The following is a 21,391-nucleotide window of genomic DNA, read 5'->3' on the forward strand; positions in this document are numbered from 1 at the left end:
TCTTTCGGATCTTTGGGCCGCGACCGACCCTCGTCCAAACGTTCCGGTCGCCGTATATAAGCCGAGCCGGTATCGAATGCGAGATGCGGCCGTTCGCCAGCTGCGTCAGTGGGCCGTCGAGCGAAAAACGGACTTTCCCTATGTGGCGTCGCGGTCATCACATATGCGCTTTTCGCTCAGGTGCATTGTGATGACGAGATGGCGCCGGAGAACTAAAGCGGCATGACCGAGACGATAGAGACGACCCATTCATTCAAGCCGAAGTTCAGCGCCGAGGGGCTCATTCCGGCGGTCGTAACCGATCACCGGTCGGGCGACGTGCTGATGTTCGCCTACATGAATCAGATGGCTCTCAATGAGACCATTGCCAGCGGCATTGCACATTTCTGGAGTCGCTCGCGCGGCAAGCTGTGGAAGAAGGGCGAGGAAAGCGGCAACCTTCTCAAAGTCATAGAGCTGCGGACGGATTGCGATCAGGATGTCGTCTGGGTTTCCGCCGAGGTGCAGGGCGACGGGGTTGCCTGCCATACGGGTGAGCGGTCGTGTTTCTACCGGCGCGTCGTAAAGCCGGATGGGACAGACGCCGCCGCGCTGGAGTTCGCTCCCCTCCCCGCACCTAAAACTCCGACCGCCTGAACCTGACGCTCTCATCACGTGTCGCCGGTCCGGCGTCCCGTTTGCCATGCTCGCGTTCATAACTTGCTTACCTCTTGGTAGCGGGACCTTAATCGGCTGGCGATAACGTCGCAGCGGATGTGTCGGCAAAAACCATCGCCGGCAGAGGGTGCGTATCGGGAGTGCCAATCATGCTTGGCAGGACGAGCGTGAGGATCGGATTAGCACTGGGTGGGGGCGCCGCGCGCGGATGGGCGCACATCGGCGTTTTGAAGGCTCTCGAACGCCATGGCATCCGGCCCGACGTTATTGCCGGAACGTCGATCGGAGCCGTCGTCGGCGGCTGTTATGCTGCCGGTCATCTCGACCAATTGGAGCGCTGGGCGCGTGAACTGACGCCAAAGCGCATCTTCGGATATCTGGATTTCAATTTCGCCGGCACGGGCCTCATCAGTGGGCAGCGGCTGTGCAGCCGGCTCGAGCAGCAGCTGGGCGACCGCAACATCGAAGATCTCGAGACGCGCTTCACTGCGGTCGCGACCGAGATCGGCACCGGGCATGAGCACTGGCTGTCCCGCGGACGGCTGGTCGACGCGGTGCGCGCCTCCTATGCGCTACCGGGCGTGTTCAAGCCGGTGAAGGTCAACGGGCGGTGGCTATTCGACGGCGCGCTCGTCAACCCGATCCCCGTTTCCGTCTGCCGGGCTCTGGGCGCGCGCTACGTCATCGCTGTCAATCTGAATTTCGACATCCTCGGCCGCGGCAGTGTCATCTCCTCGCCCGAAGCGATGTTCTCGGAGGCTGACGAAGAATTGCGGAACGCCGCGGCAGCCGAAACGGTTGGCAAGAAAGGCGTCCGCGGGCTCTTGCAGCGGCAGATCCTCGGCAAAGGCGACGGCGCACCGGGAATATCAACCGTCATGGTCGATGCGCTCAATATCGTGCAGGACCGGATCGCACGTTCGCGTCTCGCAGGCGATCCGCCCGACGCGATGCTGTCGCCGCGATTGCAGGAGGTCGGACTATTCGATTTCCATCGCGCGGAAGAAGCCATTGAACTCGGCATGCAGGCCGTCGAACGTCAACTCGACGACCTGATGCGCGAGATCGAGGTCTGCGAGCCAAAGCGGACGCGTACGGAGGACAAGCGCGTCGCCATCCAGCAGGACCTTCAGCCCGTCGCCAAGTAATCGCGCATGGCGGTGACTTCGAGCTGGACCTCAGCGATATGATGTTTGACGACGTCGCCGATCGAGATGATGCCGACGAGTTCGCCGTCTTCGAGGACAGGCACATGGCGGAAACGGCCTTTCGTCATCGTCTCCATGACGCCGTCAATCGTGCAGTCGCGCGTGCATGAGATGACGTCGCGCGTCATGCCGTCGTTCGCGGTCATGGCGAGCGCCTTCGGCCCATGCTCGGCGATGAGGCGAATGAGGTCGCGTTCCGAGATGATCCCGGCGAGTTTGTTGTTCTCGAGGATGACGATCGCGCCGATCTTGCGGCTCGCCAGACGTAGCGCGATTTCCTGAAGGGTGTCGGCGGGCGACGCGGTCATGACGCTTCTGCCCTTGGACTTCAATATCTGTCCGATAATCATAAAATCAGCCTCCGTTTGCGGAACGCTGTTCCGAACTGGAAACGTGGTCGCGCGCTTGCGCGTCACTTAGAGGCCCGCAAGCTAGCGCGGTCTCCCGCCGGCATTCCGCTGCGTTTCACACCCAATGAGATCCGCTCTGACGGCGGATTAATGCAGGAAGGCTGAGGCAATTCTTACGGGATTGCAAGCTTTCATTCGAGATCTGCAGCAGGCGGTAAATCATTTTGCATCGCGGGATTATCTGAACGGTCAAATAAACCAAATGCGAAAAGTCCGAACAGGTAGCCGCCGATGTGCGCCTCCCATGCGATCGCACCGGCCTCGCCCATTTTCCCGAAGCCGATTATCGCCAGAAGATTGATGGCGACGAACACGATCGACGACAGAACGATGCGGCTGTCTCGCAGCGCACCCATGATCGTCACGGCTGGAATGGCTGACGGGTTGTGGCGCAACAGATAGCCCTCGCCGCGATCGAGAGCGTTAAAGAGAAACCGCATCACGCCGCCCATCATCGCCGACACAGCACCCGACGCACCGATGACCGGAGCTGCCAATCCCGGATTGAAAAGCAGAAACAGCAATGCGCCGCAGATGCCTCCGCAGATCGAGAATATGATGAACCGCAAACCGCCGAGACGCGCGCACAGCACCGAGCCGAAGGCCAACAGCCAAAGGCCGTTGAAAGCGATGTGCGTGATGTCGGCGTGCACGAGCATGTGCGTCACGAACGACGTCACCTCGGCGACGCCGCCTCCGGGAATCTGATCGGCGAAGCCTGAGTACCGCGCCGGAATGAATGCGAGCGCCAGCACCCACCACGAATATTGCTCGGGCGGCAGCATGGACAGCGCAACGTGCACCGCAATCAACACGGCAAGGATGCCGAGCACGGCGCCCGGCACGTTAAACATTGGTTCTCGGTTCACGACTTCGTCCCACTTTGAGGCGATTCAGTCCGTAGCGACTGAACGGCCGTTGTTACCGGTTCACGCAAAAGCGGGCAACTGGACGGGCGAAACGCGGTTTTCGCTGCTTCGACGCGCGCTGGCATGAACGATGCTCATTCGACTGCCAGGGAGCCTTCGCGCTCCGAAATGGAACGGCGGGGGTCTGGGATGTCCGCCACCCAACAGAAAATTCAGGGTCGTAACGCGTGAGCATGCAAGAAGCCGTCAGCCAGTCGCTCTATTCATATTGGGACGCTCTCCGGGGCAATCGCCCGGCGCCGAAGCGTTTCGAGATCGAGCCGTCGCGCATCGCGAACAATCTTCCCGATACGTTCATTCTGGAGCGCATCAACTATACCAATGCGCGTTTCCGGCTCGCGGGCACACGGATTACCGATGCGCTCGGCATGGAGCTGCGCGGCAAGAACCTGTTCGAAATGTTCGATATCGGCGATCGGCGAACGTTGCAGAACCAGATGGAGCTGATCGCGTCGCGCTGCGCGGTCGGTCTGTTCCATATGTCCGCCGAAAGCGCCGACGGGAAGTCGACGACATTCGAGGTGCTGATCCTGCCGCTGACGCACACGAGTGATACGGTCGAACGCTTTCTCGGCTCTGTCGCCTCTCGAGAGAAGCCGGAATGGCTCGGCTCCGTGCCGCTGACAAGGCGGAAGCTCGTTCATCACGAGATCGTCTGGCCGAGCCGCGCCGCCTCTGAGGACGAGAGCGACTTTCAATATCAGGCACCCATCCTTCACACCCGGCGGGAAGCACGCATCGTGCGCTCGGCGCGGCGGCAGTTCCGCGTCTTCGACGGTGGGCTCAGCCTTTCCGGCGACGAGCGGTAATCTTCTTTCAATACATAATCTTCCGTTGCCCGCACCCGTCGAATTTGGTGCGCCGATTAGAACTTCATTAAGGACCCCACCCGCATAGTTCATGCGGGTGGTTTTCGCTCATTTCGCAATGTTCGAGAGCACGCCCGGCAGCAATTTCTGACGGCAGTTCAAAGGTCGGCCATGGCCGTGCATACGAGCATCATCCGTGACGTCCTGCATCCGACCGATGCCATCTTGGCCGGCGACATGCGCAAACATCGCCGTGTGCCGCTTTCGCTTGCTGGCCGCTTCATGCGCGCAGACCGCAGCGAATACACCTGCCAATTGAAAAACGTTTCCGTCGGCGGCGCAGCCGTTACGACCGCGCATCTACCTGAAGTCGGTGAGCGCGTCGTCGTCTACTTCGATCATCTGGGCGGATTTGAGGGCGTCGTCGCAAGAATTACGCCGGATGGTTTCGCATTCGTTTTCAAAGTCACGGAGCACAAGCGCGAAAAGCTCGCCGCGCAGATTACGTGGCTCATCAATAAGGATGATTTCCCCGGGGCTGCCGGTCGTATCCATGAACGTGTCGGAACTCGCGGGCGTCGTACGACGTTGAGGGTCGAAGACGGGGTCGTTATCGACGTGGAATTGCTCGATCTTTCAGCATCCGGCGCTTCGATTGCCACGCCTGCGCGGCCACCTATCGGCAGCTTCGTGGTTGCCGGAAAGACCCGGGCGATCGTCCGGCGTCACCACGAGCATGGAATTGGTTTGCAGTTTCTGTCGCTGCTGTCGCCGGAGGCGATGCGCGACAGGTTCCCTTGACGTTTTTGCGTTGGTTGTGTGATGCCGCAAATTGCTCGCCGAGTTGCCAAAATCGTTAAGTTAAATTTTTATACGAATTTAGCTCGAATGCTGCGGTGGGCATTCATGCTAAAACCAGCTGTGTCGCGTACTGTATCGTACCGTGTTCGAGGGCGTTTCATGAAGTACGGTAGCGTAGCCATCTCGGTGGCAGTGTGGTTGTGTGGTGCGGCGTTGCCGGCGGCGGCGCAACAGGTCGCGGTTATCAGTCCCGCGGTGCGTGCACCAGAGTTCATGCGTATTTATGGCAGCTCGCAGCCCCCTTATGGGTTTGTGGCCTTCTGCGAGCGGATGCCTCAGGAATGCGTCGTCACATCTTCCGACGACGCCCGGTTCCGGGCGACGCCACAGGCGTTGAGCGAGCTCGACGAAATCAACCGTTCGGTCAACCATGAGATCGAACCGGCGACGGACCAGGAAGTCTACGGCGTCACCGAATACTGGACGATCCCGAAGACGCGCGGCGACTGCGAGGATTACGCGCTCCTGAAGCGCCATCGCCTGATCGCCAGCGGCTGGCCGTCCGGCACCTTGCTCATGACAGTCGTGCGTGACGAGAAGAACGAAGGCCATGCCGTGCTGACCGCGCGGACGACGCAGGGCGACTTCATTCTCGACAACAAGATCGACGTCGTACGGCTCTGGAACCAGACGCCCTATCACTACGTGATGCGGCAGTCGTACCTCAACCCGAAGGTCTGGGTGTCGCTCGATCCGAACGATGCGGTCACGCCGCCGGCGCTGTCGGGCGTGCAGTCCGTCGATCCGTCAATGTTCGACGGCACGCCGGATTTCCCCTGAGGTAATTCCCTTCAAAATCATCAGAAACACTTACAGGCCCGGCCCCAGCCGTCCCCCGACCCAAACCGGACCTGTTCAGCGGGCCGCGCGCTTCCCCAGACGCCGGTCCGCATTTTTTTTGTGCGATTGCCCAAGCTCAGTCCTGAAGCGTCAGGCCTTCAGCGTAGCGGCGCCAATTTTTGACATAACGGCGGGCAGCGCCGCCGAAACGCTCGACTTCCTCGTCGGTCAACTCGCGGACGATCTTGCCGGGCGATCCCATCACGAGCGAGCGTGGCGGAATTTCCTTGCCCTCGGCGATCAGCGTCTTGGCGCCGATCACACACTCCTCGCCGATCTTGGCACCGTTCATGATGATGCTGCCGATGCCGATGAGGCTGCCGCGGCCGATTGTGCAGCCATGCAGCATCGCCATGTGGCCGACCGTGCAGTCCTCGCCGATCGTCAGCGGAAAGCCCGGATCGGTATGCAGAACGGAGCCGTCCTGCACGTTCGAGCGCGCGCCGACGGTGATCAGCTCGTTATCGCCACGCAGAACCGCGCCGAACCAGACGCTCGACTCTTCCTCGAGCTTGACCTTGCCAAGTAGGACGGCGTTTGGCGCGACCCAGAACGAGCCGATTGGAGGCGTTACGACACCTTGGCCATCGAGCGTGTAAAGCGGCATGGGACGGTTCGGCCTCAGACGCCTTCCAGATCCATGTCCAGGATCGCCATCTGGAACTGGTAGGACGTCTCGCCCTCCTCGACCTCGCGGTACAGCGTGGCGATGAACTCGCCGTTGACGAAGACCTCAGCCATGTCGTCTTTCTTTGGCTGCGCCTTCACTTCAAGCGACGCCGCTCCCAGCGTTTTACGCAAGTAAGCCTGCAGGCGAGCGAGCTCTTCCTTTTTCAATGTCTTGTCTCCTGAATGATCTTTTTAAAGTCCGCCGAAATCATCAACCCAGCCTTGCTCCATCGAGCGGGCCGGTTCGGCACAGCCGGCGCTGCCGACAATTTTGGCGGGCACGCCGGCAACTGTCACGTTCGGCGGAACCTCAGAGAGAACAACCGATCCGGCGGCGACGCGTGAGCAATGCCCGACCTTGATATTGCCGAGCACCTTGGCGCCGGCGCCGATCAAGACGTTATCGCCGATCTTAGGATGGCGGTCGCCTGTCTCCTTGCCGCTGCCGCCGAGCGTGACGGCATGCAGGAACGAGCAGTTGTCGCCAACCACCGCCGTCTCGCCGACGACGAAGCCGGTGGCGTGATCGAGCATGATGCCCTTGCCGAAGCGCGCCGCGGGGTGAATGTCCACGCCGAACATGCGCGACGACTGGCTTTGCAGGTAAAGGGCAAAGTCGCGACGACGGCTTTTCCAGAGCGCGTGCGCAAAGCGATGCGTCACCAGTGCGTGGAAGCCTTTGAAATAGAGAAGCGGGTCGAGATAGCGCGTGCATGCCGGATCGCGGTCGTAGACAGCCTGGAGATCGGCACGGAAGATCGTGCCAAGCTCGGGTTGCTCGGCCAGCACGCTCAGAAACGTCTGCGAAATGAGACCGGCGTCTACGTCCGTGTGGTTCAGCCGCTGCGCCAGGCGATGGCACACTGCCTCCTCCAGAGCCTGATGGCTGAGCACGGTCGCAAAGATGAAGCTGCCGAGCGCGGGCTCGGCTTTCATCGCGGCCTCGGCCTCGGTGCGGATCTGCGCCCAAATCGGGTCGACGACTTGGACCTTTGAGATCGCTGTTTTGGTATTCGACACGGGCAGCCTCTGGCTCGAAATCAGGTCCGTTAGCAATATGTTACCGCAGGCGATTAGCGTCCACACAGACGGCGGTCAATCGACCTCGCCGTAAAACTTATACACTTTCCGGCCGCCGCGTGCATCTGCCGCCGTGGAGCCCGTTTGCGACGCCTGCAAATGCCAATTAAATGGCCGCAAAGATCGAAAGGATACCCGTTTATGGCAGATGCGGCCGAAGTCGCCAACCCGACATTGAGATATGCGAAGGAGGGTGCAATCGCCTGGATCACGGCCGACAATCCGGCACGGATGAACGCCCTGACGGCTGCGATGTGGAAGTCCATCCCTGACGCGGTGGGTGCGGCCGTCGACGATCCGGAGGTGCGCGTCATTATCGTGCGCGGCGCGGGCGATAAGGCCTTCTCGGCCGGCGCCGATATTTCGGAGTTCGAAACCTCACGCACCGGCGATGCCGCCAAGATTTACGACACCTTGAACGATGCCGCCTTCAATGCGCTGATCGGATGCCCGAAGCCGACCATCGCGATGATCCATGGCTTTTGTCTTGGCGGTGGTCTCGGTCTCGCGCTCTGCTGCGACATGCGCATTGCCGACGATGCAAGCCAGTTCGCCATTCCAGCGGCCAAGCTCGGCATCGGCTACAATGCGCGCTGGGTGCGGCCCATCCTGGCGGCCGTGCCGGCAGCGCGCGCCAAGGAGCTGCTATTTACCGGACGGCGCTTCCGTTCGGCCGATGCGGAGGCTATGGGGCTTATCTCGCAACTCGTGCCGAAGGCGGAGCTGGAGACGACGGTGAAAGCATTGGCCGCGGAGATCGCCGCAAACGCACCGCTGTCGGTCGCAGCGGCGAAGAAAGTGATCGACGAGATCTCGCGCCATCCGGAGCATCCCGACATGGCAGCTCTCGACGCCGCTATCGCCGCATGTTTTGCAAGTGAAGACTACGCTGAGGGGCGCCGCGCTTTTCTCGAAAAGCGCAAACCCGAGTTCAAGGGCAAATGACTTTGACAATGCGCATCAGACTGTCTGCTCTCATCGTTGCGTCACTCGCTGTTTCCGCACATGCGAGGGCGGCCTTCGCGCGCGACGATGTTTTGCAGCACGCGTGCTATTCACCGGCGCTGCTTGCGGGCGTGCCGGGCGAGGAGAAAGTCTCGCGCGGCGTCCACACCTACGATGCGCCGATCAAGATCGCCGGTTTCACTCAGGCTCCGCCGGTTCCCGAAGCGCTGCGCGGATCGATCCGGCGCGTCGACGTTCCAAAGGGCGAAAAGGTCATCGCACTGACGTTCGACCTGTGTGAGCAGCGCGGCGAGATTGCAGGCTACGATGGGCGCATTTTCGATTATCTGCGCGAACAGGGCGTAAAAGCCACCTTTTTCGCTGGCGGAAAATGGATGGTCTCCCATCGCGCACGCACCGAACAGCTGATGACCGATCCGTTGTTCGAGGTCGGCAATCATACTGAAACACACGCGAACCTTCGGCTATTGAACGAAGCGGCCATCCGGCAGCAGGTGCTCGCGCCACAGAAAGCCTATGAGGATGCGCGCGCCGATCTCGCCTCGAAACAATGCGTGGCGGCGTCCCCCGAGGACATGCGCAGCATTCCCGCGCAGCCGACGCTCTTCCGCTTCCCCTACGGCACGTGCAATCCCGCCTCGCTCAAGGCTGTGAACGACGCCGGGATGCTCGCCATTCAGTGGGACGTCGCGACGGGCGATCCCGATCCGCATGAATCGGCCGAGCGTATCGCGGCAGCGATGGTGAACGAAGCGAAGCCCGGTTCGATCATCGTCAACCATGCGAACGGGCGTGGATGGCATACGGCAGATGCGCTGCGCATCGCGATCCCGAAGCTCAAAGCCAAGGGCTACACGTTCGTAACCGTCAGCGAACTGATGACGATGGGCAAGCCGGTGATCAAGTCGGAGTGCTATGATCGCAAGACCGGCGACGTCAATCGCTACGACTTCCTGTGGGCGCTGAAAAAGCCGTTGAACGCCAGCCCGAAGGCCGGCGCGAAGGTTGCCTACACGCCGCTCGCAGCGAAGAAAGTTGCGGTCAAAAAGAATACCAAGCCGGTTGCTCGCGCGGCAGGGCAATCAGTGAATTGACATGACAGCTGCGATCGCGTTTCGGCCAATGACATCGGAGAGCGCCGAGTTGCTTGGTGCGCCGCTCGCTGCGATCGATCCGTGGGCGCACTATCGCTACACGTCTGAAGCCCTCACGACGTTTTTGCGCGATGACGACCACGACGCGCCCCGGCTCGAAATTCTTGTCGACGGCACTCTCGCCGGAGCGTTCAGCATCCGTCGCACGTGGTTGCGCGGACCGTATCTGCAATTTCTGGGGATCCTTCCGCAGTTCCAGAACAAGGGCGTAGGTCACGCCGTTCTGTTGTGGTTCGAGGCCGAAGCCCATCGGCTGCAGGCGCGGAACATCTGGGTCAGCGCTTCCGAGTTCAACGTCCGGGCCGTCGCCTTTTACGAACGGTTCGGGTTCGTCCGCATCGCGACGCTCGAAGGGCTCGTCGCGGAAGGCACCAACGAAGTTCTTTTGAGAAAACGGCTAATAATCGGTTGATCCGAAGCCGTTGTTACGTTGCATAGACTGCGAGTCGAACGGCATTCCGAAAGCCCCGCAGCGCGCTTCGCATCAGGCGTCCGGCAGGATGCAAGCAAAATATTTTGGGATTATTTTTGTGCGTTGCATTGGCGTAGGCGCCGACGTGTAAGCGTCATTCTTCGATCACAATTGGTTACCGCGTTCGGCGCCGCTTCGCTAAAAACAGCTCTTTTAGCGGCATTTTCGTTAACTCCCAAATCGCGGGCGGGAACCGCTTTTGCTTCCGGCGGTTTGCGTTCGGAGCGATGCAACAGCGGTGACAGTTTCGCGACGGTCAAACGCTCTGCGGCGCAAAATGCTTTTTTCTTGTCAGCGACGCGGACTGCTAGGTAGCGTCCGGCCTGCGCTTCGAAGAGGGAAGCGAGGCGAATTCAGAAGCATCTCGACCTCGGAGGTGTGACATGAGTCTGCAAGGCGGTCTTAACGTTCTTGCCGTAGGAATGTCGTTTGGATTCGTGATTTTGGTCGTGCTCGGGACCTTTTGAGAGCGACCGTCTGGAGGAAATGCCTGAAACAGTAATCCCACGCACGATGCTCCAAGGAGCCAACGAGACGGGGGACTATTTCTGGGATGTCTGGCGCGAGCCAAACGACCATACGGCGCGGGTACACACCGCGCCGATTTTTTTGGCGAACGCAACGTCCAAGCTAATCAAGCGGCAGCGTTGACGGAACCTGTTCTTTCGTAGTTCAGGACCGGTGCCAGCCAGCGCTCCGCCTCTTCGACCGTCCAGCCTTTACGCGCGGCATAGTCTTCGACCTGGTCGCGCTCGACCTTGCCGACGCCGAAGTAATGGCTTTCCGGATTTGCGAAGTAGAGGCCGGAAACGGACGCGCCCGGCCACATCGCGTAGCTTTCCGTCAGCGTGATGCCGGTTTGCTTTTCGACGTCCATCAGCGTCCAAAGCGTTGCCTTCTCAGTGTGATCAGGCTGCGCCGGATAGCCAGGTGCCGGGCGGATACCTTGGTATTTTTCAAGGATCAGATCGTCGTTCGAGAGCGTTTCGCTCTTGGCGTAGCCCCACAACTCGCGGCGCACCTTCGCGTGCATCGCTTCGGCAAATGCTTCGGCAAGGCGATCGCACAAGGCCTTCGTCATGATGCGCGTGTAATCGTCGGTCTTCTTAACGTGGCGCTCGATCGCTTCTTCCTCGCCAAGTCCTGCGGTGACGGCAAAGCCACCGATATAATCGGCGAGCCCCGTCTCTTTCGGCGCGATGAAGTCGGACAGCGCGGTGTGCGCACGATTGCGCGAAGGATCGCGCGCGATCTGCTGGCGCAGCGTATAGAGCGTCGCCGTCTGCGCAGCGCGCGTATCATCCTGGTAGAGCGCGATGTCGTCGCCGATGCTGTTCGCAGGCCAGAAGCCGACGACGGCGGACGCCTTCACCCATTTCTCGGCGACGATGCGCTTCAGTAACGCCTGCGCATCATCGAAGAGTTTCTTCGCTTCAGAGCCGACCTTGTTGTCAGTCAGGATCTGCGGATAGCGGCCTGCAAGCTCCCACGTCTGGAAGAAGGGTGTCCAGTCGATATAGGGCACGAGCGACGCGAGCGGATAATCGGCGAACGTGCGTGCGCCGAGGAAGCTCGGCTTTACGGGCTTGTACGCGTTCCAATCGATCTTGAACTTGTTATCGCGCGCAGCTTTCAGTGTGATGCGTTGCTTCCTTGCTTCGTTCGCAAGGTGCGCTTCGCGGACTTTCGCATACTCAGTTTTGATATTCTGGACGAACGGCGTCTTCTCCGTGTCCGACAACAGGTTCGACACGACGCCAACCGCGCGGCTGGCGTCGAGCACGTAGACGGCCTGCCCGCGATGATAGTTCGGATTGATCTTGACGGCCGTGTGCACCTTGCTCGTCGTCGCGCCACCGATCAGCAGCGGCACGGAGAAGCCTTCGCGTTCCATCTCGGCGGCAACAAAGCACATCTCGTCGAGCGACGGCGTGATGAGGCCCGAAAGGCCGATCATGTCGACCTTCTCTTTCTTCGCCGTCTCGAGAATTTTCGCAGCGGGCACCATAACGCCGAGGTCGATGACCTCATAGTTGTTACACTGAAGAACAACGCCGACGATGTTCTTGCCGATGTCGTGGACGTCGCCCTTCACCGTCGCCATCAGGATCTTCCCGGCGGCGGGCTTGGCTTCAAGGCCGGAAGCTTTCTTCTCGGCTTCCAGGAATGGCTGCAGATAGGCGACGGCCTGTTTCATCACGCGCGCGGACTTCACCACCTGCGGCAGGAACATTTTGCCTGCGCCGAAGAGATCGCCGACGACGTTCATGCCCGCCATCAGCGGGCCTTCGATGACGTGCAGGGGCTTGTCGGCCTTGGCGCGGGCTTCTTCCGTGTCGATCTCGATGAAATCAGTGATGCCGTGAACAAGCGCATGCGTAAGGCGTGCCTCGACCGGTGCCTCGCGCCAGGACAGGTCTTTCTCTTTCGCCTTCGTGCCAGAACCATCGCCTTTGAACTTCGGAGCGGCTTCGAGCAAGCGATCCGTTGCATCCGGACGTTTGTTGAGGATCACGTCCTCGCAAAGCTCGCGCAGCTCGGCGGGAATGTCATCGTAAACCGTCAGCTGACCGGCGTTGACGATGCCCATGTCCATGCCGGCCTGAATGGCATAGTAGAGAAACACCGAGTGCATCGCTTGGCGCACCGGCTCGTTGCCGCGGAAGGCGAACGACAGGTTCGAGACGCCGCCTGAAATGTGCGTCAACGGCATCTTCTCTTTGATCTGGCGCGCTGCTTCGATGAAGGCGATGCCGTAACCGTTGTGCTCTTCGATGCCGGTTGCGACGGCGAAGATGTTCGGGTCGAAGATGATATCTTCCGGGGGGAAACCAACTTTCTCGGTCAAAATTTTGTAGGCGCGTTCGCAAATCGAAACCTTGCGCTCGATGGTGTCGGCCTGTCCGGCTTCATCAAACGCCATGACGACGACGGCCGCGCCGTAGCGCAGGACCTTGCGCGCATGCTCCAAGAACGGCCCCTCGCCTTCCTTCAGCGAGATCGAATTGACGATCGGCTTGCCTTGCACGCACTTCAGACCCGACTCGATGACGCTCCATTTCGAGCTGTCGATCATGATCGGCACACGGCTGATGTCGGGTTCAGACGCGATGAGGTTGAGGAACGTCTCCATCGCTTTTTCGGAATCGAGCAGGCCCTCGTCCATGTTGACGTCGATAACCTGCGCGCCCGCTTCAACCTGCTGGCGCGCAACGGCGAGTGCGCCGGCATAGTCGTTCTGCTCGATCAGCTTGCGAAACTTCGCGGAGCCCGTGACGTTTGTGCGCTCACCGACGTTGATGAACGATTGCGCTGCGTTGGCTGTGGTCATCAGTCGAATTCCATTTTGAATTGGCAGAAGATAAATGTGCTAACGGCTTTCATGCGAATGCCAGCCAACCCTTGATGGCAAGTCCGCGGAAGATCGGCGTCAGGCGCTTGAAACCGGCGCTCTCAAGCAGCTCCTCTTCGCGCTGCTCAGACACGACCGAGACTTTCTTGAAGTTCTCGGCATTGCTCGCAGCAACTTCGGCTGATATGCCGTTGCGAATGGCATGGCGCTTCCAGATGCGGCGAAGCAGCTCGGTTTGGTCATCGCCGGCAACACCCACGCCGTCAACGACGGCAAACGGCGCGCCCGGCTTCAGCCGCTTATAAATGGCCTCGAAGAAGGCCAGTTTCGCGCCGTCGTCCGGAACAAAATGGGCGGTCAATATGCACGTCGCAGCGTCGAAGTTTTTTTCTGCGAGATTGTCGATGGTCGTCGCATGCACCTTACTGCGCAAACCGACGGGCGTTCGGCCAAGACGCTTGTGCGCCAATTCGACCATCGGCTCATAGGTATCGACGCCGACGAACGACCAATCCGGATTGTTCAGTCCAAGGCGCAAAATTTCTTCGCCCCCACCCGCGCCGACGACCAAGATTTTGGCCGGCCCTTGCGGAATGAGTTCAAGAAGCGCGGATTCGACAATCGCGAAGATGGCTTGCCGGCCGGGAATGAATTGCTCGGCCAGCTTCGCGTAGTCATCGAGATCGGGCAGCTTCTGATCTTCGAATTTCAACGCTGTCATTGCATCATCCATGTACGAACGGTTCGAGGCCGGAGAGGCGCAAGCGCGGTTCGACTTTCGTGATCGTGCGCGGCTTGTAGCCTTTCGCGTGGCTCGCGATGTGGGCGATGTGATCGGGCGTCGAGCCGCAGCATCCACCAACGACGTTAATCAAGCCATCCGCCAGCCATGGCTCGATCTTGCAGGCCATATCGTGCGGGTTCTCGTCATACTCGCCCATGGCGTTGGGAAGACCCGCATTCGGATAGGCCGAGATGCGAACGTCGGCGACATGCGAAAGCTCGGCGATGTAGGGACGCATCAGCTCCGCGCCGAGAGCGCAGTTGAGGCCGATCGAAAACGGCCTCAGATGCCGCATCGAATACCAAAAAGCTTCCGCCGTTTGTCCTGAGAGCGTGCGGCCCGAACGGTCGGTGATCGTTCCCGAAATCATGACCGGAAGTTCGAGATCCTTTTCCTCGAAAACTTCGAGCGTCGCGAAACCGGCGGCTTTCGCGTTCAAGGTGTCGAAGATCGTCTCGATCAGGATGATATCCGAACCGCCGTCGATCAGCCCCCGCACCTGCTCTTTATATGCATCGCGCAACTCATCGAAGTTGACATTGCGAAAGCCCGGATTGTTGACGTCCGGCGAGATCGACGCGGTACGGTTGGTCGGGCCGACGGCGCCTGCAACAAAGCGCGGTTTGTCCGGCGTCTTCTTTGTCCACTCGTCCGCCGCGCGGCGCGCGATCTTCGCGGCCTCGACGTTGATCTCGTAGGCCAGGTCTTCCATGTGATAGTCGGCCAGCGAGATACGCTGCGCATTGAACGTATTCGTCTCGATGATATCGGCGTTGGCGCGCAGATACTTGCCGTGGATCTCTTCGATGATCTCCGGCTGGGTTAACACGAGCAGATCGTTATTGCCTTTGATGTCTTTCGAATGATCCTGAAAGCGCTCGCCGCGATAGTGGTTTTCGCCGAGCTTATACTGCTGGATCATCGTGCCCATGGCGCCGTCGATGATGAGGATGCGTTCGCTCGCAGCCTTTTCCAGCGCGGCCCAACTTGGTTTCCGTCTCATGTCACGCCTCGACTTTCCGAATGTGATTACGCCGCGTTGGCGTTGGCCGCTCTCGCCGCGCGAAGGCCAAGAAGATGGCAGATCGCGTAGACGAGGTCGGCACGGTTCAACGTATAGAAGTGGAATTTCTTGATGCCCTCGTCGACGAGGTCCATCACCTGCTCGGTCGCGACGGCGGCGGCGACGAGATGCGACGTCGCGCTGTCGTCTTCGAGGCCTTCGAAGCGGCGCGCGAGCCATGACGGGACCGTCGCCCCTGCGCGTTTGGCAAAGCCTGCGACCTGCTTGAAGTTGTGGATCGGAACGATCCCAGGCGAGATCGGTACCCAGATGCCTGCCGCGCGCGCCCGTTCGAGATAACGCAGGAAATACGCATTGTCGAAGCCGAACTGCGTGATGATGCGATCGGCGCCGGCATCGACCTTGGCCTTGAGATTATCGAGATCGGCTTCGATCGATTGACTTTCCGGATGCTTCTCCGGATAGCCCGCGACCGAGATTTCAAAATCCGCGATGCGCTTCAACCCCGCAACAAGATCGGCCGCATTCTGATAGCCGTCTGGATGCGGCTCGTACTTCGTGCCCGCGCCGTGGACCGGATCGCCACGCAGGGCGACGATGTGGCGGACACCTTCGCTCCAATACTGGCGCGCGACGGCATCGACCTCGTCCTTCGTCGCGTCAACACAGGTAAGATGAGCGGCAGGCTTCAGGTCCGTTTCCTTGAGGATGCGCGTGACGGTCGAGTGCGTGCGTTCACGTGTCGAGCCGCCGGCACCATACGTCACCGAAACAAATTCGGGATGCAGCGGCGCAAGGCGCGAGATCGCAGACCACAGCGTCTCTTCCATCTTTTCCGTCTTCGGCGGAAAGAATTCGAAGCTGACGACGATGTCGCCCGAGCCGAGCAGCTTGCTCTTGCGTTCGCTATTTTGTGCCATCAGCGTGCTCCCTCGCGCACGTCTTCAACGGGTGCGCTTATCTTTGTAATCGGCATTTGCGTGACCGGACGTTCGGCAAGCCAGACCGTGACGGTCAGCATGTCGTCGCGGCCATCGGCTTTGGGTGTCAGGTCTTCGACAGATTTCGGCGCCAGGCCGGCATCTTTCAGCCAGCCTGCTACTTGCTCGTGGGTAAAGCCGAGGCGTTCGTGAGCCTCGCGCGTGCGCAAGAATTCGAGCTCGTGCGGTGCGAAGTCGACGATCAGCAGCTTGCCGCCCGGCGTCAGCACGCGCGCCGCTTCGCGAATGGCGAGCGCCGGATCGGACAGAAAGTGCAGCACCTGATGCATGACGACGGCGTCGGCCTGTGCATCCGCCAGCGCCAGCGAATAGATATCGCCGTGGCGAACCTGCGCCTTGCCGCAGCCCTTGGCGTTCAGGTTGGCGCGCGCGTAGGTCAACATGGTTTGATTGACATCCAGACCCAGGCCGCGCTCGAAACGGTCGGCGAAAAGTTCGAGCGTGCGGCCGGTGCCGGTGCCGAGATCAACGAAGAAATCGAAAGTCCCATCGCCTAGCGCCCGGCGCATCGCGGCCTCGACGTCATTTTCCGCGACGTGAAGCGTGCGGATGCGGTCCCAGTCGGCGGCATGTTCTTCGAAGAAAGTCTGCGCGACCGACTCGCGTTCGCGCTTCAAGGTCTCGGCGCGCTCGCGGTCACGGCGGACGGAGGCTTCCGAGGGATCCACATCGGCCACGAGGCGCAGCGCCAAGCGCCCGCCCGGCTGGCGATCAGAAATATGAAAGTAGACCCAGCTGCCGTCGCGGAAGCGCTCGATCAGGCCCGCCTCGCATAGCAGCTTCAAGTGGCGGCTGATGCGCGGCTGGCTTTGCCCGAGGATCAGGGTCAGATCCTTGACGTTCAGTTCGCCGCCAGCGAGCAGCAGGAGAATGCGCAGACGCGTCGGCTCGGCGGCCGCCTTCAGCGCCGCCACCAAGTCAGCCGTTCGCATTTCCTCTGAGCTGGACATGCGCGGGAAGATATAAAGATATGTTTATATGTCAAGGGGCGTTTGGTGGTCGCGAAAACAGTACGGTGCTTAACCGCCTTTTAGAGAAATTTACCATAAGGTCGCCGGCAGTGCTCGCGCGGGGGTTGAGTTGCGTCATGCAGCGTTGTGGTTTTGAAGTCATTGAAGTCTCAGGCGATCCCGGTTGCCTTCCGATCACGATCCGACAGACAAATTCGAAAATGGCGAAACTGCCCGGCCTCTTGCTGATGACTGCGCTGGCGGGCTTGATCGTGCTGCCCCAGCTCGGGTTTGCGGTTTACGCACTTACCTCCGCGGATGTGCGCCGCGCCCTGGTTTCGAACCCGGTTGTGGCCATCGAGTTGGCGCTGGCGCTGGTCTTCTGGGTCGGCCTGATCATTTGGCCGCTGCGCAACATATTGATCGCGTTGATTTCCAGCCGTCTGGTCGATATCCGCGAAGGAAGCGTGAAGGTCGTCGACCGGACGCCGTTTTCGACGACGCTCTGGGATATGCCGTTGGCGAGTTTCGAGGGCGTCGCGCTACACACGCGCACGTCGCTGTCGGGCGTTCGCCAGGAAGCTGTATTGGTGCATCCGAATAAAAATCGCAGCATCATTCTGATGGCGGCAGATCGAATCGGTGGAACGGAATTCGATAGGCTTTGTCAGGCGTTGAGCCTTCCCGTCGTGTCGGCGGGGCGGCTCTACGATCTCGGCGATAAGCCTCGCGAACGACAAAATGCTGTGGCCGCATAGCCATCCAGCATTGTTTTGACGTGATTGTTGCCTCTGTAGCGTGACGAGAGGCTTGTTTCGATAGGGCGACAGTAGCAGAATCGGCCAAGAGCCCCTGCTACTTCGGGATGGTTTTGGGGACGACGAATGCGAGGGTTTGAGATGGGGTGGGCAATTTCACAGCGAATTCGCTCCGCCAGTTGGCTGGCTGTTTTGTTTGTATGTTTTGCAGGCGTTTCCGCGAGCGGCGCTCGCGCTGAATCTCCTGCCGTTTATATGCAGCGTGTCCAGAATGAGCTCATGTACGCGCAGCGTCAGGGCGGCATTTCCGCTTACGCCAACGTGCTGCGCCGGCACATGGATGTTCCCAACATCGGCCTGACGGCGCTCGGCCCGCACGCGCGGACGCTGCCGAAGGCCGATCGGCCTGCCTACTACAACGGCATGATCAACTTCATCGCGAAGTACGCCGCCACGCAGGGCCCGAAATACATCGTCACCAGCGCCGTCGTCACCGGACAGGGTCCGGGCGATGCGGGCGGCACGAACGTCGACAGCCACATCACGCTGTCTGACGGCTCGGGCTACGATATTCGCTGGCTCGTGATGAAAACCAAGGAAGGCTATAAGGTCCGCGACGCGCAGGTTGTCGGCTTTTGGATGACGACCTTCCTGGATGACCTCTTCCAGAATTATATCACCGAGAACGGCAATAATCCGCGGGCACTCGTCCTGGCGCTGAGCCGCTAAGACAATACCGTTCCATTCGGGCAGCTTTGGCATCTGACATTGCGCCAATTGCCCGGAAGTGTGCTTTTCAGGCGTCGCTCTTCGGGCGACGCCTGTTCTTTATCGACATCGGCGCTGTTCGCCCCATTTACGTCCAGCTTTGCATCGACAAAGCGCCGCACCCTTGCATCGCCATCGAGCATAGGGGAGCAAAAAGCCCGCATACGTTCTATATGAAACGCGGGTTACGTTGGTGGTGGGGATGGAATTGGGGTCCAGGTTTATGACGTTTTCGAAATTGCGTTTGGCGCCGGGAATGGCTCTCGTCGTCTCGATGTCTTGCTTTTGTGTGTCTCAGGCGCAGCCGGTCTGGTGCCAGGAACAGGATCAGCAGGCTCCCGCCGAGGGCGAACAGACCGCACCCGAACAGACCGCACCCGAGCAGGCCGCCCCGGCAGACGGCGGTGCCGCGGCGCAGCCCAGCGGCGACAGTGCAGAACCATCAGCCGCGCCGTCGGAGCAAGCTCCTGCGGATAGCGGGACGGAAGCGCCGCCTGCCGACAGCGGCGCAACAGAGGCGCCAGCTCAGCCCGAGCAACCAGCAGCAACCGAAGGCGCGCCTGCGGAAGGCGGTACCGCAATCAACGCCAGTCAAATTCAGATCGGCGCGGCGGTGTTCGGCTCAGATGGCGCCAAGATCGGCGAAGTCAACGGCGTGAAGTCTGACGACAGCGGCAAGGTGCAGGAAATTCTCGTCACCGATGGCATGCCCGCGGGCATCAACGCCAAAGTCTTCGAGGTTCCGGCCGACAAGATCTCGAGCGTCGCGGACGGCGTGAAGCTGTCGCTCACTTCGGAGGAAGCCAAGCAGCTTCCAATCATCGACAACAGCAACGGGTGAAGCTTTCGATTGTGGCTTCCGACTCTCCTTCGTCGAGCCGGCCGGAAGCCACATTTCCCCTTCCCTATCGCTCGAACCGCTTGAACTTGATGCGGTGCGGTTCGACGGCCTGATCGCCGAGACGGCGCTTCTTGTCTTCTTCGTAGTCGGCGAAGTTGCCTTCGAACCATTCGACATGGCTATCGCCTTCGAAGGCGAGGATGTGCGTGGCAAGGCGGTCGAGGAAGAAGCGGTCATGCGAGATCACCACGGCGCAGCCGGGGAAATCTTCGAGTGCCGCTTCGAGCGCGCCGAGCGTCTCTGTGTCGAGGTCGTTCGTCGGCTCGTCGAGCAGCAGCAAGTTGCCGCCCTCTTTCAGGAGCTTCGCGAGATGCACGCGGTTGCGTTCGCCGCCTGACAGCATGCCGACCTTCTTCTGCTGGTCGGCACCCTTGAAGTTGAACCAGCCGCAGTAGGCACGGCTCGGAACTTCCTTCTTGCCACCGAGCAGCATCTGGTCGAGGCCGCCGGAGATCTCCTCCCAGACGGTCTTTTTGTCGTCGAGATGGGCGCGTGACTGGTCGACGTAGGCGATCTTCACCGTGTCGCCGAGGCGGATCGTTCCGCTGTCGGGCTGTTCTGCCCCAGTCAGCATCTTGAACAGCGTCGTCTTACCGGCGCCGTTCGGACCGATGACGCCGACGATGCCGCCGGGCGGCAGCTTGAACGAGAGACCATCGATCAGCAGGCGGTCGCCGAAGCCTTTCGTCAGGCCGTCGGCTTCGATCACAACGCCGCCAAGTCGCGGGCCTGTCGCGATTTGGATCGAGGCGCGGCCGTTCTCCTCGCGGCCGGCTTCGTCAGCCAGCTTCTCATAAGCCGTGATACGGGCCTTCGACTTGGCCTGACGGGCCTTAGGCGACGAGCGGATCCATTCCAACTCGCGCGAGAGCGCCTTCTGCTTGCTTTCTTCCTGGGCCTTCTCGGTCGCCTCGCGTTTGGCCTTCTGTTCAAGCCAGCCCGAGTAGTTGCCCTTCCACGGCACGCCCTGCCCGCGGTCGAGTTCGAGCGTCCATTCGGTGATGTTGTCGAGGAAATAGCGGTCATGAGTGACGAGGATCACGCAGCCCGCGTATTCCTTCAGGTAGCGTTCGAGCCAGGCGACGCTTTCGGCGTCGAGATGGTTGGTCGGCTCGTCGAGAAGCAGAATATCGGGCTTCGACAGCAGGAGCTTCGTCAGCGCAACGCGACGCTTTTCGCCGCCCGACAGCTTCGTGACGTCGGCATCGCCCGGCGGCGAGCGCAAAGCATCGAGCGCCTGTTCGACCTGGGCGTCGAGGTCCCAGAGATCCTGGGCGTCAATCTGGTCCTGAAGAGCCGTCATCTCGTCGGCAGTCTCTTCGGAATAGTTCGCCGCGATCTCGTTGTAGCGATCGAGGATGGCTTTTTTCTCCGCGACGCCTTCCATGGCATTGCCGAGCACATCCTTTTCGGGATCGAGTTCCGGCTCCTGCGGCAGATAGCCGACCTTGATGCCGTCGGCGGCCCAGGCTTCGCCCGTGAAATCGTCGATCCGGCCAGCCATGATCTTCAGCAGCGTCGATTTACCAGCGCCGTTGAGGCCGACGACGCCAATTTTGGCGCCCGGCAGGAACGACAGCGAAATGTCCTTCAGCACCTGCTTCCCGCCCGGATAGGTCTTGGAAAGCTTATGCATGTGATAAACGTACTGATGTGCAGCCATGAACGGCGCCTCTATGACCTTAAGTTCGAGGGATTTGATCGGCCTTCTAGCCGATTGCGGCGGCTTGCTCAATTATATCATTGAGCGCGTGCGCGACGTGCCGCGGCCGGGTACCCCGGATATATAGGGACGCGT

At 60.4% G+C, this 21,391-nt stretch carries 21 protein-coding genes and 1 pseudogene; 11 read left to right on the top strand and 11 right to left on the bottom strand.

Annotated elements, in window-relative coordinates:
- The first annotated feature begins 222 nt into the window (after positions 1-222).
- Together hisI and HYP802_RS0112780 are read left to right on the top strand one after the other, a co-directional pair.
- Positions 223-636 (top strand): phosphoribosyl-AMP cyclohydrolase, encoded by a 414-nt coding sequence (gene hisI / locus HYP802_RS0112775; RefSeq protein WP_013947724.1) that lies wholly within the window; start codon positions 223-225, stop codon positions 634-636.
- Between the two features lie 170 nt (positions 637-806).
- The gene (locus tag HYP802_RS0112780; protein WP_013947726.1) at positions 807-1,805 is read left to right on the top strand and encodes a patatin-like phospholipase family protein; all 999 of its coding nucleotides are present in this window, start codon (positions 807-809) and stop codon (positions 1,803-1,805) included.
- On the opposite strand, the gene HYP802_RS0112785 is transcribed toward HYP802_RS0112780, so the two are convergent.
- Complete coding sequence (locus HYP802_RS0112785; RefSeq protein WP_013947727.1) at positions 1,787-2,215, bottom strand: CBS domain-containing protein; 429 nt, start codon at positions 2,213-2,215, stop codon at positions 1,787-1,789. The two genes, HYP802_RS0112780 and HYP802_RS0112785, sit on opposite strands and share 19 nt — an antisense overlap.
- 191 nt (positions 2,216-2,406) lie before the next feature.
- Entirely contained in the window at positions 2,407-3,144 is a 738-nt protein-coding gene (locus HYP802_RS0112790) for a rhomboid family intramembrane serine protease (protein ID WP_245261497.1), read from the bottom strand.
- Positions 3,145-3,377: 233 nt separating this feature from the next.
- Between HYP802_RS0112790 and HYP802_RS0112795 the strand changes: the two genes are divergently transcribed.
- The 3 genes from HYP802_RS0112795 to HYP802_RS0112805 all read left to right on the top strand — a co-directional run bounded on the left by HYP802_RS0112795 (position 3,378) and on the right by HYP802_RS0112805 (position 5,654).
- On the top strand, positions 3,378-4,013 hold the full coding sequence (locus HYP802_RS0112795) for a PAS domain-containing protein (protein WP_244421039.1): 636 nt from the start codon (positions 3,378-3,380) through the stop codon (positions 4,011-4,013).
- A gap of 171 nt (positions 4,014-4,184) precedes the next feature.
- Positions 4,185-4,814 carry a PilZ domain-containing protein gene (locus tag HYP802_RS0112800; RefSeq protein WP_013947730.1) on the top strand — a complete coding sequence of 210 codons (630 nt, stop codon included), beginning with the start codon at positions 4,185-4,187 and terminating at the stop codon, positions 4,812-4,814.
- Between the two features lie 159 nt (positions 4,815-4,973).
- Positions 4,974-5,654: a transglutaminase-like cysteine peptidase gene (locus HYP802_RS0112805; RefSeq protein ID WP_013947731.1), complete on the top strand. Its 681-nt coding sequence runs from the start codon at positions 4,974-4,976 to the stop codon at positions 5,652-5,654.
- A gap of 136 nt (positions 5,655-5,790) precedes the next feature.
- On the opposite strand, the gene HYP802_RS0112810 is transcribed toward HYP802_RS0112805, so the two are convergent.
- Genes HYP802_RS0112810 through cysE form a run of 3 tightly spaced genes read right to left on the bottom strand, consistent with a single transcriptional unit; the run spans position 5,791 to position 7,403 of the window.
- Entirely contained in the window at positions 5,791-6,321 is a 531-nt protein-coding gene (locus HYP802_RS0112810) for a gamma carbonic anhydrase family protein (RefSeq protein ID WP_013947732.1), read from the bottom strand.
- Positions 6,322-6,335: 14 nt separating this feature from the next.
- Positions 6,336-6,551 (bottom strand): DUF3126 family protein, encoded by a 216-nt coding sequence (locus tag HYP802_RS0112815; protein ID WP_013947733.1) that lies wholly within the window; start codon positions 6,549-6,551, stop codon positions 6,336-6,338.
- A 24-nt stretch (positions 6,552-6,575) separates the two neighbouring features.
- Positions 6,576-7,403, bottom strand: a complete 828-nt coding sequence (gene cysE / locus HYP802_RS0112820; RefSeq protein WP_013947734.1) for a serine O-acetyltransferase — start codon at positions 7,401-7,403, stop codon at positions 6,576-6,578.
- Between the two features lie 201 nt (positions 7,404-7,604).
- On the opposite strand from cysE, the gene HYP802_RS0112825 reads away from it, so the two are divergent.
- From HYP802_RS0112825 to HYP802_RS0112835, 3 genes are read left to right on the top strand one after another with little or no spacing between them, the layout of a single operon-like run.
- Complete coding sequence (locus HYP802_RS0112825; RefSeq protein WP_013947735.1) at positions 7,605-8,408, top strand: enoyl-CoA hydratase; 804 nt, start codon at positions 7,605-7,607, stop codon at positions 8,406-8,408.
- Positions 8,409-8,416: 8 nt separating this feature from the next.
- The gene (locus HYP802_RS0112830) at positions 8,417-9,523 is read left to right on the top strand and encodes a polysaccharide deacetylase family protein (RefSeq protein WP_024275882.1); all 1,107 of its coding nucleotides are present in this window, start codon (positions 8,417-8,419) and stop codon (positions 9,521-9,523) included.
- A gap of 1 nt (position 9,524) precedes the next feature.
- A complete protein-coding gene (locus HYP802_RS0112835) occupies positions 9,525-9,995 on the top strand; it encodes a GNAT family N-acetyltransferase (RefSeq protein ID WP_013947737.1) in 471 nt (156 codons plus the stop codon).
- Positions 9,996-10,689: 694 nt separating this feature from the next.
- Here the strand turns inward: HYP802_RS0112835 and metH are convergent.
- From metH to HYP802_RS0112865, 5 genes and pseudogenes are all read right to left on the bottom strand, one after another.
- Complete coding sequence (gene metH, locus HYP802_RS0112845; protein WP_024275883.1) at positions 10,690-13,386, bottom strand: methionine synthase; 2,697 nt, start codon at positions 13,384-13,386, stop codon at positions 10,690-10,692.
- A 49-nt stretch (positions 13,387-13,435) separates the two neighbouring features.
- Complete coding sequence (locus HYP802_RS0112850) at positions 13,436-14,128, bottom strand: class I SAM-dependent methyltransferase (RefSeq protein ID WP_157135422.1); 693 nt, start codon at positions 14,126-14,128, stop codon at positions 13,436-13,438.
- Positions 14,129-14,144: 16 nt separating this feature from the next.
- Positions 14,145-15,194 (bottom strand): annotated as a pseudogene (locus HYP802_RS0112855) (homocysteine S-methyltransferase family protein); the annotation flags it as partial.
- Positions 15,195-15,220: 26 nt separating this feature from the next.
- A complete protein-coding gene (gene metF, locus HYP802_RS0112860; protein WP_013947741.1) occupies positions 15,221-16,135 on the bottom strand; it encodes a methylenetetrahydrofolate reductase [NAD(P)H] in 915 nt (304 codons plus the stop codon).
- On the bottom strand, positions 16,135-17,148 hold the full coding sequence (locus HYP802_RS0112865) for a metalloregulator ArsR/SmtB family transcription factor (protein WP_244421013.1): 1,014 nt from the start codon (positions 17,146-17,148) through the stop codon (positions 16,135-16,137). The genes metF and HYP802_RS0112865 overlap by 1 nt, the downstream gene beginning before the upstream one ends.
- 155 nt (positions 17,149-17,303) lie before the next feature.
- Between HYP802_RS0112865 and HYP802_RS22350 the strand changes: the two genes are divergently transcribed.
- From HYP802_RS22350 to HYP802_RS0112885, 3 genes are all read left to right on the top strand, one after another.
- On the top strand, positions 17,304-17,924 hold the full coding sequence (locus HYP802_RS22350) for a hypothetical protein (protein WP_024275885.1): 621 nt from the start codon (positions 17,304-17,306) through the stop codon (positions 17,922-17,924).
- 279 nt (positions 17,925-18,203) lie between these two features.
- Complete coding sequence (locus HYP802_RS0112875; RefSeq protein ID WP_244421014.1) at positions 18,204-18,653, top strand: ABC transporter substrate-binding protein; 450 nt, start codon at positions 18,204-18,206, stop codon at positions 18,651-18,653.
- 262 nt (positions 18,654-18,915) lie between these two features.
- Positions 18,916-19,533, top strand: coding sequence for a PRC-barrel domain-containing protein (locus tag HYP802_RS0112885; protein ID WP_024275887.1), 618 nt, complete (start codon positions 18,916-18,918; stop codon positions 19,531-19,533).
- Positions 19,534-19,597: 64 nt separating this feature from the next.
- Here HYP802_RS0112885 and ettA read toward each other — a convergent pair whose 3' ends face one another.
- On the bottom strand, positions 19,598-21,256 hold the full coding sequence (ettA, locus tag HYP802_RS0112890; protein ID WP_013947747.1) for an energy-dependent translational throttle protein EttA: 1,659 nt from the start codon (positions 21,254-21,256) through the stop codon (positions 19,598-19,600).
- Positions 21,257-21,391 lie beyond the last annotated feature (135 nt).

Source organism: Hyphomicrobium sp. 802 (assembly GCF_000526135.1).
Taxonomy (GTDB): Bacteria; Pseudomonadota; Alphaproteobacteria; order Rhizobiales; family Hyphomicrobiaceae; genus Hyphomicrobium_B.